This window comes from Pseudarthrobacter sp. 1C304 (assembly GCF_052245515.1).
Lineage (GTDB): Bacteria > Actinomycetota > Actinomycetes > Actinomycetales > Micrococcaceae > Arthrobacter.
Genome location: NZ_JBQQCH010000001.1, coordinates 67,154 through 81,957 on the forward strand (window position 1 = coordinate 67,154; position 14,804 = coordinate 81,957).

Consider the following 14,804-nt stretch of genomic DNA (forward strand, 5'->3'; position numbering starts at 1 on the left):
GGTTCCAGCCTACGCGCCGGGCCCGCCCATCCCGGGCCATATCCACGGGTCCCGCGGCAGCTTGGCGGGGTCAAAGACGGCGAGTGCGTGCTCCAGCCGGCCCGCGGGCAATCCGAGGGACGCCAGCAGCCTGTCCCGTATCTGATCCACAGAGACGCCGACGGCGGCGAGGTCGGTGAGCGTGACCGCCCCGTCACGCTTGGCCAGGCGGGCGCCGCCGGCATTCAGCACCAGCGGCACATGCGCATATTCCGGAACAGGCATATTCAGGAGCGAGGCCAGATAGGCCTGCCGGGGCGTGGAGGGCAGCAGGTCGTCGCCACGGACCACCTGGTCAATTCCCTGGGCGGCGTCGTCCACCACCACGGCGAGGTTGTACGCCGTCACGCCGTCGTTGCGGCGCAGCACAAAGTCATCCACCACACCCGTGTAGCTCCCGTGCAGCACATCCTGCACCTCCGCCTCGGTGACGGCCGCCCGGAGCCGGACCGCCGCGGGCCGGACCGCCCGCTTCGCCTCCCGAACAGCAGCGGACAGGTCCCGGCACGTCCCGGGGTAGGCCCCCTGCGGGGCATGCGGGGCGGAGGGGGCTTCCTGGATCTCGCGGCGCGTGCAGTAGCACTCGTACGTGAGGCCCGCCGCGGACAGCCGGGAGATCGCCTCCGCGTAGAGCGGCCCACGGTCGGTCTGGCGGATTACGCCGCCGTCCCAGGTGATGCCGATGGCGGCGAGGTCCCGGAGCTGCCCGGCCTCCGCGCCGGCCCGGGCACGGTCCAGGTCCTCCACGCGCATCAGGAACCGCCGGCCGGTGGACCGGGCGAAGAGCCAGGCAAGGATGGCCGTGCGGAGGTTGCCGACGTGGAGTTCGCCGGAGGGGCTGGGGGCGAAGCGGCCGGCGGAAGTCATGGCACCAGCCTATGCGCAGCGGGCCCGGCGCCCCCTAACAACACCAGAGCCCCTCAGCTACCGATGACTTCGGAAAATCCGACGTCGGTGGCTCAGGGGCTCTTGCGGAATGACGATGATGTGAACAAGAGTCAATCAGCGGGCGGGTTCCTTGCGGGAAGCCTCATCCAAGCTCCGGGTGGTGTGCCGGGGTGCTTGTAGCCTGTTCAGGATCGGCGGTGGCCTGTTCCTTTGTTGCTACCATTTCAGCAGAAGCCATACAGTAGGCGCAACGGACTCGGGTTACGCTGGTCAATCTGATCAAGTCGGACCACACCGAAGCGCAGGGAGTAGTCACATTGCAGGAACTTGACCCGACGGACCGGCGGATCCTCCTCGCCCTGGACGAAGATCCCCGGCTGCCGATCATGGTGCTGGCGCAGAAGCTCGGCCTGGCGCGCGGCACGGTGCAGTCGCGGCTTGAGCGGATGAGTCTGTCGGGCGCCCTGCGGGCCAACAGCAGCCGGGTTCTCCCTGCGGCGCTGGGCCGGGGCGTGGCGGCGTCGGTCAGCGCCGAGCTGGATCAGAGCCACTTGAACGAGGCGATCGCCGCACTGCGGAACATCCCCGAGGTCCTCGAATGCCACGCTCCGGCCGGCGAGACCGACTTGCTGATCCGCGTGGTGGCGAAGAGCCCGGATGACCTCTACCGGGTCTCGGAGGAAATCCGCCTGTGCCCCGGGATCGTGCGGACCTCCACCAGCATGTTCCTGCGGGAAGTCATCCCGTACCGGACCACAGGGCTGCTGGGCGCCTGAGCCTGCGGCCGGCACCTACACCGGCGGGCCGGTGTTGGTCTTGAGGTTCTTCATGACGAGGGTCGACGTGAGGCGCTCGACGCCGGGCAGGGAGGACAGTTCGGCGTCGTAGAAGCGCTGGTAGGCGGGGAGGTCCTCGGCGATGACCTTCAGCAGGTAGTCGGGGGAGCCGAACAGCCGCTGCGCTTCGACGATATTCGGATTGTCCGCAACGCGGTTCTCGAAAATCTCCATGGTGGCGCGGTCGACCTGGCGCAGGGTCACGAACACTATCGCTTCGAACCCGAGCCCGACGGCGGCGGGATCGATGTCCGCCCGGTAGCCGCGGATGACGCCGGTGGCCTCCAGGTCCCGGAGCCGCCGGTGGCAGGGTGCCACCGTCAGGCCCACCTTGGCGGCGAGCGCCGTGGCCGTCATCCGGCCGTCCTCTTTGAGGTAGCGCAAAATAGTTCTGTCCAAGTGATCAACCACGCAATTATTTTACCCGGTACCGGCTTTTTCGCGCGAAAAGAGGGAACACTTACGGCGCAATATTTTCTAGGCTTTTCCTGTAGCCGAGCGTCAGGAGACCGCCGTGAATCCCCAGCTGTTTTTCGCCTTTCTCGTGGTGGCCGGCGCTCTGGCCTGCACCCCCGGGGTGGACTGGGCGTATTCCATCACTGCCGGGCTGAAGCAACGCAGCTTCGTGCCCGCGGTGGCGGGGCTCTGCGGCGGCTATGTGCTTCACACGGTGCTGCTGGTGGCGGGCCTGGCGGCACTGCTGACCGGGGTTCCCGGAGTGCTGGGCTGGCTGACGGTGGCCGGGGCGTTCTACCTGCTGTGGCTCGGGCTCACCACCATCCGCTCCTGGCGGGGCGCCAGCTTCGGCAGCGTGGAGGTAGCAGTGCCGGCGAACCAGCTCCGGACCTTCCTGCAGGGCGTCGGCACCAGCGGCATCAACCCGAAGGGCCTGTTGTTCTACGTTGCCCTGGTGCCGCAGTTCGTCAGCCCGGAGGCGCCGCTGCCGGTGCCGGTGCAGTCAGGCCTTTTCGGCCTGACGTTCGTCCTGCTGGTCGCCGTGGTTTACACGTGCGTGGCGCTGCTGGCACGCAAACTGCTGCAATCCAGGCCGGGAGCGGCACGAAAGGTAACGCTCGCCAGCGGCATCATCATGGTAGCCCTCGGTGCCGTCCTGCTGTCCGAGCAGGTGCTGCCCTTTGTGGGCCACGCCCTCAACCGCGCGTAAAGCCGCGGGTCACTTGCGGGGCATGTACCACTCGGTGAAAGCCGTGGCCCGGCCGTCCCCCGTGAGCTGGATGATCCAGAGATTGTCGTAGCTGCGGCTGTCGTCGCTGTAGTCGGTGCGGCCCTGCACAAAGGCCCTCCCGCCGTCGACCCCCAGAAGCTGCCACTCGAACGTCCAGTCCCCCGGCGCATCACCGGCCGCGATCCAGCGTTCCACAATCTGCTCGCGCCCCGTCCACGGCTCGGGATCATCCGGCCTGGTGGCGTAGACGGCGTCTTCGGTGAACAGCGCCCTGATATCCTCCGGCTGGTTCGATGTCCAGGCTGCGATGTAGTGCTGCATCCAGCGCGCTGCCGCGTCTCTCATCCCTCGTTTTTACTCCCTGCTTCCGCGCGCCCGCAAGTGTGATGGGCCCGGAACGGGGCGAGTTCGCCCAAGGTTCACTCGTCGTCGGCCCTGCCGTATTCGCGGTCCCAGAGCTCGTGCAGTTCCGCGTCCTTCCGTAAGGTTCTGACCGTCTGCAGTTCGGAGGGCTGGGGGTGCTGCCATTCGCGCCGGTTCAGGGCCTTCCGCCCGTTGTCCAGCAGCAGGAGCGCCCGGTCCGTCAGCGCGTCACTGCGGAGGGTGAAGTCCGTCTTCCGCCGGCGCAGGACCTCCTGCAGGGCGGCCCGGGCGGCCGCATTGGCACCCATCCTCCGCAGCGAGCGTGCCCGGACCAGGAGCAGCGCGGCGGAGAGGTCGTCCCCGTTGAGCAACCCTTCAGTGTCCGCCACCACCTCCACATCCCGCCCCAGCGAGGCGGCCAGTGAGCAGCGGGCCAGCGCCATGGGCAGCGACGGCGGCAGGCCGTTGAGCGCCGCGAGGGCCGCCTCGCTCTGGCCGGTTTCACGGAGCGCGTGCGAGAGCGCCAGGAACACCGCCTCCTCGCTGAACAGCACCGGAACCTCCACCCGCTCGGCCACAGCCACCCTGGTGACCACGCGGGACAGGTAGGTGTACGCGTACCGGTTCGCGTCGTCGTCGTTCTTGGTCAGCAGGCCGCGCTGGAGGAGTTCGGAGGCGCGCAGGTGGCCGCCCTGGTCATAGCTCAGCAGCCCGGCCATGAGGTAGCAGAGCCCGGCCCACCCGGGGTGGGCATGTGCCACGGCGATCAGCCGGTCCGGGTCGGAGCTGCCGAAAATGGCGGCGTGGACCACCTTCGCCGCCTTGCCCGGCGCCCGGCCGAGCCGGGGCGCCCCGCCCTCCACCGGCAAGGTCCCGCGGGTCCGGCCCGCCAGGACACCGGTCACCATCCCGCCGACGCCGTCGGCCAGGCCGCGGGCGGGCGTCCGGATGACCGGGCGGCGGAACGGCGTGAGGTCGCGGTGGTCGCGGTACAGGGCCGGGCGGGGAGCGGGTTCTCCCGGTGCGAAGCTCATGCTTCCATGCTAATAGGCGCAGGCGGACCGGGGGCAGACTAGGACGCGGCCGCGACCCAGACGCCGATCACCCAGGTGCTCCCGGCCAGGCAGGCGAGCCCGAACTCGACGATCATGCCCAGGCCCGTGGCCTTCAGCGCGGCCCAGCTGGATGTCACTGCGGTGCCCAAAACCCGGGTGCGGTGGAGTTCGCTCAGCAGCAGGCCGGCGGCGAACCCCACGAACAGGCCCACCACCGGAATGATGAACATCCCCACGACGCCGAACACCAGGCCCACCACCACCGAACGGCCGGGGATGCTGTGCTGCTTGAGCTTCCGGCCGGTCAGCACCGCGCTGGCGGCCATCCCGGCGGCCACGAACACCATGCCGATTCCGAACACCACCCAGCCGGTGGTCGCGGCGCCTCCCCAGATGGCCCACGCCAGCAGGCTCAACCCGATCAGGATGCTGCCGGGAAGCACGGGGATGACGGTGCCGGCCACGCCGACCAGGATGGCGAGGCCGCACAGGACCGTCACAACAGTCTCGGGATTCATCGCCCCAGTCTATGGAACATCGACGGCGGCGCCGCATCCCCCCAAGGGTGCGCCGCCGCCGTCGTGTGAACAGGAGCGGCTACTCGGCTTCAACCGCCGCGGCGACGGCGGCGGATACCGCCGATGCCACCCGCGGGTCCAGCGGGCTGGGGACGATGTAGTCGGCGGACAGGTCCTCGGCGGCCAGGTCGGCGATGGCGCGGGCCGCGGCCAGCTTCATTGCCGGCGTGATCCGGCGGGCGCCGGCGTCGAGGGCTCCGCGGAAGATCCCCGGGAAGGCAAGGACGTTGTTGATCTGGTTCGGGAAGTCGCTGCGGCCCGTGGCGACGACGGCCGCATACCGCTGTGCCACCTCCGGCAGGACTTCGGGATCCGGGTTGGACAGGGCGAACACGATCGCGTCCGGGCTCATGAGCTTGAGGTGCTCCTCGGCCAGCTTGGACGACGAGACGCCAATGAACACGTCGGCATCCTGCAGGGCCTCGGCGGGGCCGCCGGAGACGCCCCGGGGGTTGCCGCTCGCGGCCAGCTCGGCCTTCTTGCTGGCGGGGTCGGCGGCGATGTCCGCACGCTCGCGGTTGAGGACACCGCGGGAGTCCAGCAGCACGACGTCGGTGATCCCGGCGGTGAGCAGCATCTGGGCGACGGCGATTCCGGCCGCGCCGGCGCCCGAGACCACCACGCGCAGTGTCTCCAGCCCGCGCCCGGTCACCTTGGCCGCGCCGGTCAGGGCGGCGAGGACCACGACGGCGGTGCCGTGCTGGTCATCGTGCATCACGGGGCAGTCCAGCGCCTCGATGAGCTTGTCCTCGAGTTCGAAGCAGCGCGGCGCCGAGACGTCCTCGAGGTTGACGGCGCCGAAGCTGGGGCGCAGCCGGACCAGGGTTTCCACGATCTCGTCCACGTTGGTGGTGTTGAGGACCAGCGGGATGGAGTCGAGCTCGCCGAAGGCCTTGAACAGGGCAGATTTGCCCTCCATGACGGGCAGTGAGGCGCTGGCTCCGATGTTGCCGAGGCCCAGCACTGCGGTGCCGTCGCTGACCACCACAACGAGGCGCTGGGCCCAGGTGAGGGTCTTGGCGAGCTCCGGGTCGGCGGCGATGGCGCGGCTGACCTGGGCAACGCCCGGCGTGTAGGCGATGGAGAGGTCCCGCTTGGTGGCGAGCGGGACGGTGCCGGAGATGGAGAGCTTGCCGCCCTCGTGGGAGGCGAAAATTTCCTCGTCGCCGATCACCTCTACGGGCTCGGCGGCGGAAGTGGCGTCGGTAGGGGTCATCGTTTCAATGGACACGTCGTTGTCTCCTGGGGCTCACCGTGGGCGTACGGCTCATGGAAGCTCAAGCACAGGGATGCTCAAGATGGTCTGGGGGAACGCCGGCAGGCCCGTGGTGGTGGGTCTGCGGTGGCGCTCCGGTAGTGCAGGCGGCGGGGCCGCTCCGGTGTTGCAATAGTAAACAGCGGGAGGCGGGCCTCAGGTCCGCCGCGACACAGTCGAAGCGCTGGTGAAACGTTTATTCAGGCTATTTGGTGGGCCGGATCGCCAAAAACAGCCAATTACTGCCCAATAAAATCCGTCTGTGGTCTAGGCCAGTTACGCGGCGCGGCCGCTGCATGTCAGCAGCACGCAGGCTTTTTTGAGGTCTTCCTCGGCCTCGAACAGGGAGAGCCGGCGGCAGCGGACAGACTGGACCAGTCCGGTGACGGTCAGCAGCAGCACCCGGGAGACGGCGGCGTCGCCGCTGGCGGCGGTGACGGCCTTCTCCGCCGCGGCATCGATCTCGCGGAGCAGCTTCGTGGTGTCGGTGCCCTTGGCGTAGACGGCCTTGTTTAGGCACTGCTCGACCGCAGGCTGCATGAGGCGCATGTGGAAGATTTCCATCACGACGCCGGCCAGAGAGTGCGCCGGGACGCCCACCCCGGCTTTCCCAGCGGGCGGGGCCGCTGAGCCGGCTGTGTGAAGTTCCGTGAGCTGCTTGCGGTAGAGGGCCAGCATCAGCTGGGTGGCGGAGGGAAAGTAGCGGTACAGGGTGCCCAGCGGAACATCGGCCTTGGCAGCAACTTCAGACAGGACCACGGAGTCCAGGCCCTTCCGGGCGAATCCGGCCGCCACGTCGAGGATCCGGGTGTAGCGGAGCCGCTGCCGGGGCAGGGTGGGCGGCGGGGCCATGGGTGGAAGTTCTGAGTGAAATTCAGGCATCAGTGGCGTTCCGGGGTCGGTTTTCTCGGCAGGCGGACATGCTCCCCACAGCCCTGCCGCGGCAATTCCCGTCCACTATACGCCACGTCACAGGTCCGTTTCCGGGGTCCGGCGGCACCCGGACACCGGGGGCTGCGCGGGCCGAACGAGCGTCCCCGGTTAGTCGACGCCCTTGATTTTGACCACGAAGAGGGCCCCCAGCAGGCCGATCACCGCCGCCGCGGTGTACAGCGACACGTAGCCGCCCCACAGGGTCACAAACGGGAGGGCGATGAGCGGCGCCAGCACCTGGGGCAGGGAGTTGGCGATGTTGATGACCCCCAGGTCCCGGCCGCGGCTCAGCGCCGTCGGGAGCACCTGGGTGATGAGGGCAAAGTCCACCGCCAGGTAGCAGCCGAAACCGATTCCCAGCACCGACGCCCCCAGCAGGGCACCGGTCCAGTTAGGCGCGAAGGCCAGGATCAGCGAGGCCACCGCAATGATGACCGAAGAAATGATCACCAGGGGTTTGCGCCGTCCCATCCGGTCGCTCAGCCGGCCGCCGATCACACTGGTGATGATCACCATCACCGCGTAAAGCCCGGTGAGGACCAGGACGCCGAACTCCGGTGCGATGCCCTGGGTCTCCTCAAGGCGGACCGCGTCCTTGAGGAAGAAGAGCAGGTAAAGGGTCACCATGTGGTTGCCGATGTTGACCAGGAGCCGGGTCAGCCAGGCCCAGGCGAAGTCCGGATACAGCGCCGGGGAGATCCAGAAGCCCCGGATGAAGCCGGCCAGGCTGAACGGCGGGCGCGCCCCGGCGGGGAGCGGGACGTCGTCGTTCTTAAAGAAGTACAGCCCGACGCCCGCCAGCAGCGCCACGGCACAGACCAGGTAGCCGGCCGCGAAGTTCCCGGCCACGGCCGCGGCGATCACGGCGCCGGCGAGGATCCCCACGGTCTGCCCCATGGCTGCCAGGCCCCCCACCGTGCCGCGCTGGGCCACCGGCACACGGTCCGGGATGGCCGCGGTGATGGCGGCGTACGCCCCGTTGCAGCCGGCCTGCACCAGGCACCACAGCAGCGTCATGACGGCGACCCCGGGCGCCCCCGCGAGGGCGATCAGGGCCGCTGCGCCGAGGATGGCCCCGAACAGGACCCAGGGGACACGGCGTCCCAGCCGCGAGGTGGTGCGGTCACTGAAGGCGCCGAACAGGGGGTTGGCCACGAGGGACACGGCAGCCCCGGCCCCGGTCACCAGGGCAAGGATGGCCTCCTTGTCGCTTTCGCTGAAAGCCGCCGCCTGCTGGCCGAGGAGCACCTGGAGCGGGCCGAAGAACGCCGCATTGATCCCGACGTTGACCAGGACGACGCCGGATATCCAGACCGGGCGGACAGCCCGGTCGGGTTCGGCGAGCGCCACCGCCGTCGGGCCTGGGGCGCCGGGGCTCTGCCGGGCAGGGTCCGGAGCTGCTCCGGGCGTATCGGACAGGCTCATGGAATTCGGTTCCCCCCGGAAACGGACAGCGCAGGCTGAAAGTCAGTGTGGGGCCAGACTATCGTGGGGGTGACGATCCGCCCTTCTATTACCAGCGCACAGGAGAACTAATGGCCGCATCCGCCGTGAACACCGCCGATCTCTACGACGAACGGGGCGAGGAGCTCGACTCCGTGGCCCTGCAGTTCCAGTCGCTCGGCGGCCATACGCACTTCAGCGGCCCGGTGCGGACCATCCGGTGCTTCGAGGACAACGCCCTGGTCAAAGCCACCCTGGCGACGCCCGGCGACGGGGCGGTCCTCGTCGTCGACGGCGGCGGCTCGCTGCGCACCGCCCTCATGGGGGACCTCATCGCGGCGAGCGCCGTCGCGAACGGCTGGGCCGGCGTCGTCATTAATGGCGCCATCCGCGACCGCACCGCCATTGCCGGGCTGCCGCTCGGAGTGAAGGCGCTGGGCAGCAACCCGCGCAAGAGTGCCAAGGAGGGCGCCGGCGAGAGCGGCGCGGATCTGGAGATCGATGGCGTCGCCATCCGGCCCGGGGCGATGATCTGGTGCGACCCGGACGGGATCCTGGTCGAGCGGTAAGCCCGGCTGTAACCCCGACTGTAACCCGACTGCGGTTCCGGCGTTCCCGCTCCGGGCGGCGGTATGTTTCCTCTCACTTTTTGCGGCGTGTGACAGGGGTCGCTCCGGCTCTGGTGTAAGACTTGGTAGCTGCGGCGCAGGCCGCGGACCGCGAAATGCCGAGGGAGCCACATGACAACCACCCAAGACCAGCCCGTAACCAAGATCCCCCAGCGGGTGATTTGGCTGGCCGTGGCGGGCGCCGTGGGCGGCTTCCTCTTCGGTTTCGACTCCTCGGTGGTCAACGGCGCCGTCGATGCCATCAAGGGCGAGTTTGCGCTCAGCGAGGCCGTGACGGGCTTCGCCGTGGCTGTGGCCCTCCTCGGCTGCGCGGCGGGCGCTTACCTGGCCGGCAAGGTGGCGGACAGGTACGGCCGCATCCCGGCGATGAAGATCGGCGCGCTGCTGTTCCTGGTCAGCGCGCTCGGCACCGGCTTCGCCTTCAGCGTCTGGGACCTCATCTTCTGGCGCCTCGTCGGCGGCCTGGGCATCGGCCTGGCCTCCGTGATCGCCCCGGCCTACATCTCGGAGATCTCCCCGCGCCACGTGCGAGGCCGCCTCGCGTCGCTCCAGCAGCTCGCCATCACCACCGGCATCTTCGCCGCCCTGCTCTCGGACGCCCTGTTCGCGAACTTCGCCGGCGGCGCCGACCAGGACCTGTGGTTCGGCATTGAAGCCTGGCGCTGGATGTTCCTTGCGGGCGCGGTGCCTGCGGTGGTCTACGGCTGGATTGCCTACACCCTGCCCGAGTCACCGCGGTTCCTGGTCTTCCAGGGCAAGGACGAGGAAGCCCTCAAGGTCTTCCAGTCCATCGCCCCGGATGAGGACACCGACCGCCACCTGCGCGAGATCAAGACGGCCATCGAGGAGGACAAGCTCGCCGGCCAGAAGGGTTCCCTGCGCGGCAAGGCCTTCGGCCTGCAGCCCGTCGTGTGGATCGGCATCATCCTGTCCGTGCTGCAGCAGTTCGTCGGGATCAACGTGATCTTCTACTACTCCACCACGCTGTGGAAGGCTGTCGGGTTCGAAGAGAAGGACTCCCTGACCATCTCCGTGGCGACCGCGGTCACGAACATCCTCGTCACGCTCCTTGCGATCGCCCTCGTGGACCGGATCGGCCGGCGGCCCATCATGCTGGCCGGGTCCACCGGCATGGCCCTGTCGCTCGGCACCATGGCCCTGGCCTTCGGGTCCGCCACCGGCACGGGCGACGCTATCTCGCTCCCCGGAGCCTGGGGGCCGGTGGCCCTGGTTGCCGCCAACGTCTTCGTGATCAGCTTCGGCGCCTCCTGGGGCCCGCTGGTCTGGGTGCTGCTGGGCGAGATCTTCCCGTCCCGGATCCGCGCCCGCGCCCTGGGCCTCGCCGCCGCCGCCCAGTGGATCGCCAACTTCGCCATCACCTTGAGCTTCCCGGTCATGGCCGCCGCCTCCCTGCCGCTGACTTACGCCATGTACGCTGCCTTCGCGGCGGCGTCGTTCTTCTTCGTGAAGTTCAAGGTGCCGGAGACCAACGGGATGTCGCTGGAACAGGCCGAGACCCTGTTTGTGCCGAAGGGCTCCGCGAAGGCCTGACCCGCTGCCCGGCCTTAGCGCCCAACCCCCGCCTCGTCGAAGGTGACAGATAATGCCCATGTTTCCTGGAAACATGGGCATTATCTGTCACCTCGTCGCGCACTAAACGGCGGCCTTCGCCTCCTCCACCAGGGCGGCGACGGCCGGGAACAGCGGATGGTCCGGGGCCAGGCCCGTGATTTTCGCTGTCGCGTCGGCAGGGCTCAAGGAGGCCAGGATCTTGCCAAGCTCCACCGCTTCCTCGTCGGCCGGGTCGTTGAAACTCAGGGCCGCCGCGATCGCGCCGAGCAGGGCCTCCGGGACGATCCCGCGTTCGGCCAGCTCCGCGGCCGGGCCGATGAACCGTTCGTGCCGGCTGAGCTTGCGCAGCGGCGCCCGGCCCACCCGGTGCACGGTGTCCGGCAGGTGCGGGTTGGAGAAGCGGCCCAGGATCTTCTGGACGTAGGCCTCCTGCTCGTCACGGTTGAAGCCGTGCTTGGCCACCAGGAGCTCCTTGGTTTCGTCCAGGACAGCGCGCACGTCCGCGGCGACATCCTGGTCGGCCATGGCCGCGGAGATCTTGTCCAGGCCGGCATCGAAGCCAAAATAGGCCGCCGCGGCATGCCCGGTGTTCACGGTGAACAGTTTCCGCTCGATGTACGGTGCCAGGTCGTCCACGAACGTGGCACCCGGGATCACCGGCTCCTTGCCCGCGAACGGGGTCCGGTCGATCACCCACTCGTAGAAGGTCTCCACCGTGACGTCCAGCCCCTGCCCGGCCTCCTGATTGGGCACAATGCGGTCCACTGCCGTGTTGGCGAACACCGCGGCGGAATCCAGGGACCCGGCGGCCGGATCCCACTGGGCAGCCACCTCGGATTTGAGGATGTCGGTCGCGTTGATGGCGTTCTCGCAGGCCATCACCTGCAGCGGCGGCAGCCCCGCCGCGCGGGCCGCGATCCCCCTGGCGATCACCGGCGCCACGAACTTGAGGATGTGCGGCCCCACGGCGGTGGTGACGATGTCCGCCGTCGCGATCTCCGCGACGACGTCCGCCTCCTGGGTGCCGGAGTTCAGCGCGCGGAAGTTCTCCACGGTACGGACGGCGGGGTTGTCCCCCACCTCGTGGACGCGGTACGAGTCCGCCGCTGCCAGCTGGGTGATGAGGGCGTCCGCGACGTCGGCGAACACCACCTCATATCCGGCCTCGTGAAGCAGCAGGCCCACGAATCCGCGGCCGATGTTTCCGGCTCCGAAATGAACAGCCTTCACTAGGAGTTGACCTTTCCGAACAGGGCCAGCACTTCGTCCACCGAGGTGGCCGCCTCAAGCTGTGCCACCTGCGCCTTGTTGGTGAAGACCTTGGCGATCGAGGACAGGATCTGCAGGTGTTCGTTGTTGATGCCGGCGACGCCCACCACGAACTTCACTTCCTTGCCGTTCCAGTCGATGCCGTCCGGGTAGCGGACCACCGAGACTGCGGACTTCATGATGTGGTCCTTCGCGGCGTTGGTGCCGTGCGGGATGGCGAGGAAGCTGCCCATGTAGGTGGACACGGACTCCTCGCGTTCGTGCATGGCGTCCAGGTACCCGGCGTCGACGGCGCCGCGGTCCATAAGGAGCCGGCCGGCCTCGTCGATGGCGGCATCCCGCGAGGTCGCGGTGCCGTTGAGAACCACGCTTTCGGCCACCAGGATGCCGGCAGGACCGGCCTCTCCGGCAGCTTCCGGCGCGGGGGCGTCCGCCGCAGGGGTGCCGGCGGCAGAGGCGACGGCGGCAGCCGGGGCCGGGGCGGCGGCGGTTCCCCCGTCCGTGTTGCTGGCCTGGACGAGCTCCACAATCTCGTCGTAGCGCGGGCTGTTCATGAAGTTGTCCACCGACACGTGGACGGCGCTGGCGGTGACGGGTTTCGCCCGTTCCGTCAGGTCCTGGTGGGTGATGACGACGTCGTACGTGTCCGTGAGGTTGGCGATCGCGGAATTGGTGACCTTGACGTCCGGGAAGCCGGCGGCCTTGATCTTGTTCCGCAGCACCGAGGCGCCCATCGCGCTGGATCCCATGCCGGCGTCGCACGCAAAGACGATGTTCTTGACCGGTCCGGCGAGGACGGCAACGCCTCCGGCGTTCATGCCCGCGCCCGTCAGGGCGGAGGAAATCGAGCTCTTTTTGCCCTTCAGTGCTTCCATCCGGTGGGTGGCCTCGTCCAGGTCGTCCTCCGCGGTGGCCTTGCTGGCCTTCAGGATCACCGAGGCGATCAGGAAGGACACGATCGTGGCGAACAGCACGGAGAGCGTCACACCGACGTAGCTGTCGCGTGCGGTCGCTGCGTAGACGGCGAGGATGCTGCCCGGGGCTGCCGGGGAGCGGAGTCCGGCGCCGGTGACCACCAGGGTGAAGATGCCGGTCATGCCGCCGCCGATAGCGGCGAGGATCATGATGGGCTTCATCAGCACGTACGGGAAGTAGATCTCGTGGATGCCGCCGACGAACTGGATGACCGCTGCGCCCGGGGCGGACGCCCTGGCCAGCCCCGTGCCGAAGATGGAGTAGGCCAGCAGGATGCCGAAGCCGGGGCCGGGGTTGGCCTCGAGCAGGAACAGGAGGGACTTGCCTTCTTCAAGGGCCTGCTGCGTGCCCAGCGGGGTGAGGATGCCGTGGTTGACGGCGTTGTTCAGGAACAGGACCTTGGCGGGTTCGATGAAGATGCTGGTGAACGGCAGCAGCCCGTTGAGAACCAGGAATTCGACGACGGCGCTGGCGCCGTTGCTGAATGCCTTCACCACCGGGCCGACCACCAGCATGCCGACGACCGCCATGATGGCGGCCAGGATGCCGGCCGAGAAGTTGTCGATAAGCATTTCGAAGCCCGGCTTGACCCGGCCTTCCCAGATCTTGTCCAGCTTCATCATGAGCCAGGCCGTGAGGGGGCCGAGGATCATGGCGCCGATAAACATGGGGATGTCTGTGCCGACGATGACGCCCGTGGTGGCCACTGCGCCTACAACGCCGCCGCGCACGCCGTAGACCATCCGGCCGCCGGTGTAGCCGATCAGCAGCGGCAGCAGGTAGGTGATCATGGGTCCGACGAGCTTGGCGAGCTCCTCATTCGGCAGGAAGCCGGCCGGGATGAAGAGCGCCGTGATGATGCCCCAGGCGATAAACGCGCCGATGTTGGGCATGATCATTCCGGACAGGAACGTCCCGAATTTCTGGACATGCACCCGCATGCTGGTGCGGGGTTTCGCAACTGTCTCTGTTGCCATGTGATTTCCTAACCGTTGTTCCTGCTGCACCGCAGGATGGTCCGTTGATTTCGCGAAAGCTAGCTGGTGGAGCTGGTAGAGATCCGGTGGAGCCATTCGAGAAAGAGCTTGAGTTCGGAGCTGGAGAGCTGATCCGAGTGCGAGGCCTGCAAGGCGGCATTCAGGGCGATCGCCGCGACAACCACCGAGGATTTCCCGGCGGCTTCGGGGCTGCTGTTCTTGGCCTGCTCGGAGGACACCGCAAAGATCATGGCGTCCCGGGTCATGGTGGAGAGCTCGAGGTTGCGCTCGGGCGCCTTCTCCGCGATCAGCATCAGCGTCACACCCACGTTGGCGGCCAGAATGCTTCTGGCAGCTTCCCGGGGAGGGACGTTGAGTTGGCCGGCGACGGCGGCCTTGTTCAGCATTTCCTCCAGGAGGCCCTCGGCGTCGGCGACGACGGCCGGGCGGCTTTCCGGGCGAATGTTGCCAAACATGACCAGGTACAGTTCCGGCTGGTTGAGCCCGAACAGCACATGGTTGTCCCACATCCGCCGGATATCCTCCAGCGGCTGTCCCGACGGCGCGAAGTCGCGTTCGCCCGCCACATAATCTTCAAAGCCCGCCGCCACCACCGCGTCAAACAAGCCTTCTTTGTCACCAAAGTGGTGGTAGAGGGTGGGTGCGGTGACGCCGGCCAGCTGCGTGATCTGGCGGGTGGAAACGGCGCTTCCGGCGGAATTGGCCAGCAGCTCGGCGGCTGCACGGAGCAGCCGCGTCTTAGGCGGGAGCTGGCCATCGAAACTCATAACCGCTACCCTAGCACC

15 protein-coding genes are annotated in these 14,804 nt (G+C 68.1%); 4 read left to right on the top strand and 11 right to left on the bottom strand.

The window, feature by feature from the left end; genetic code table 11:
* Window positions 1-9: 9 nt before the first annotated feature.
* Window positions 10-906: a tRNA glutamyl-Q(34) synthetase GluQRS gene (gluQRS, locus tag ACTWQD_RS00335; RefSeq protein ID WP_443194224.1), complete on the bottom strand. Its 897-nt coding sequence runs from the start codon at window positions 904-906 to the stop codon at window positions 10-12.
* A gap of 338 nt (window positions 907-1,244) precedes the next feature.
* Here gluQRS and ACTWQD_RS00340 point away from each other — a divergent pair, with 338 nt between their 5' ends.
* Window positions 1,245-1,703 (top strand): Lrp/AsnC family transcriptional regulator, encoded by a 459-nt coding sequence (locus ACTWQD_RS00340; RefSeq protein WP_443194225.1) that lies wholly within the window; start codon window positions 1,245-1,247, stop codon window positions 1,701-1,703.
* Window positions 1,704-1,718: 15 nt separating this feature from the next.
* Here the strand turns inward: ACTWQD_RS00340 and ACTWQD_RS00345 are convergent, their stop codons facing one another.
* Window positions 1,719-2,174: an Lrp/AsnC family transcriptional regulator gene (locus ACTWQD_RS00345; protein ID WP_082699129.1), complete on the bottom strand. Its 456-nt coding sequence runs from the start codon at window positions 2,172-2,174 to the stop codon at window positions 1,719-1,721.
* Between the two features lie 103 nt (window positions 2,175-2,277).
* On the opposite strand from ACTWQD_RS00345, the gene ACTWQD_RS00350 reads away from it, so the two are divergent.
* On the top strand, window positions 2,278-2,928 hold the full coding sequence (locus ACTWQD_RS00350; protein ID WP_443194226.1) for a LysE family translocator: 651 nt from the start codon (window positions 2,278-2,280) through the stop codon (window positions 2,926-2,928).
* 9 nt (window positions 2,929-2,937) lie between these two features.
* On the opposite strand, the gene ACTWQD_RS00355 is transcribed toward ACTWQD_RS00350, so the two are convergent.
* The 6 genes from ACTWQD_RS00355 to ACTWQD_RS00380 all read right to left on the bottom strand — a co-directional run bounded on the left by ACTWQD_RS00355 (window position 2,938) and on the right by ACTWQD_RS00380 (window position 8,558).
* A complete protein-coding gene (locus ACTWQD_RS00355; protein ID WP_443194227.1) occupies window positions 2,938-3,294 on the bottom strand; it encodes a nuclear transport factor 2 family protein in 357 nt (118 codons plus the stop codon).
* 74 nt (window positions 3,295-3,368) lie between these two features.
* Window positions 3,369-4,346, bottom strand: a complete 978-nt coding sequence (locus tag ACTWQD_RS00360; protein ID WP_443194228.1) for a hypothetical protein — start codon at window positions 4,344-4,346, stop codon at window positions 3,369-3,371.
* A 38-nt stretch (window positions 4,347-4,384) separates the two neighbouring features.
* On the bottom strand, window positions 4,385-4,885 hold the full coding sequence (locus ACTWQD_RS00365; RefSeq protein WP_443194229.1) for a DUF456 domain-containing protein: 501 nt from the start codon (window positions 4,883-4,885) through the stop codon (window positions 4,385-4,387).
* Window positions 4,886-4,964: 79 nt separating this feature from the next.
* Window positions 4,965-6,176 carry an NAD(P)-dependent malic enzyme gene (locus ACTWQD_RS00370; protein WP_443194230.1) on the bottom strand — a complete coding sequence of 404 codons (1,212 nt, stop codon included), beginning with the start codon at window positions 6,174-6,176 and terminating at the stop codon, window positions 4,965-4,967.
* A gap of 300 nt (window positions 6,177-6,476) precedes the next feature.
* Window positions 6,477-7,052: a TetR/AcrR family transcriptional regulator gene (locus ACTWQD_RS00375; protein ID WP_443194231.1), complete on the bottom strand. Its 576-nt coding sequence runs from the start codon at window positions 7,050-7,052 to the stop codon at window positions 6,477-6,479.
* Window positions 7,053-7,241: 189 nt separating this feature from the next.
* Entirely contained in the window at window positions 7,242-8,558 is a 1,317-nt protein-coding gene (locus ACTWQD_RS00380; protein ID WP_443194232.1) for an MFS transporter, read from the bottom strand.
* A gap of 110 nt (window positions 8,559-8,668) precedes the next feature.
* Here ACTWQD_RS00380 and rraA point away from each other — a divergent pair, with 110 nt between their 5' ends.
* Together rraA and ACTWQD_RS00390 are read left to right on the top strand one after the other, a co-directional pair.
* Window positions 8,669-9,145 carry a ribonuclease E activity regulator RraA gene (gene rraA / locus ACTWQD_RS00385; protein ID WP_443194233.1) on the top strand — a complete coding sequence of 159 codons (477 nt, stop codon included), beginning with the start codon at window positions 8,669-8,671 and terminating at the stop codon, window positions 9,143-9,145.
* 171 nt (window positions 9,146-9,316) lie between these two features.
* Entirely contained in the window at window positions 9,317-10,756 is a 1,440-nt protein-coding gene (locus ACTWQD_RS00390; protein ID WP_443194234.1) for a sugar porter family MFS transporter, read from the top strand.
* Window positions 10,757-10,858: 102 nt separating this feature from the next.
* Here the strand turns inward: ACTWQD_RS00390 and ACTWQD_RS00395 are convergent, their stop codons facing one another.
* Genes ACTWQD_RS00395 through ACTWQD_RS00405 form a run of 3 tightly spaced genes read right to left on the bottom strand, consistent with a single transcriptional unit; the run spans window position 10,859 to window position 14,786 of the window.
* Entirely contained in the window at window positions 10,859-12,007 is a 1,149-nt protein-coding gene (locus ACTWQD_RS00395; protein WP_443194235.1) for a mannitol-1-phosphate 5-dehydrogenase, read from the bottom strand.
* Window positions 12,007-13,998 carry a PTS mannitol transporter subunit IICBA gene (locus ACTWQD_RS00400; RefSeq protein ID WP_443194236.1) on the bottom strand — a complete coding sequence of 664 codons (1,992 nt, stop codon included), beginning with the start codon at window positions 13,996-13,998 and terminating at the stop codon, window positions 12,007-12,009. The genes ACTWQD_RS00395 and ACTWQD_RS00400 overlap by 1 nt, the downstream gene beginning before the upstream one ends.
* A 59-nt stretch (window positions 13,999-14,057) precedes the next feature.
* Window positions 14,058-14,786 carry a TetR/AcrR family transcriptional regulator gene (locus tag ACTWQD_RS00405; RefSeq protein ID WP_443194237.1) on the bottom strand — a complete coding sequence of 243 codons (729 nt, stop codon included), beginning with the start codon at window positions 14,784-14,786 and terminating at the stop codon, window positions 14,058-14,060.
* Between the last annotated feature and the right edge of the window lie 18 nt (window positions 14,787-14,804).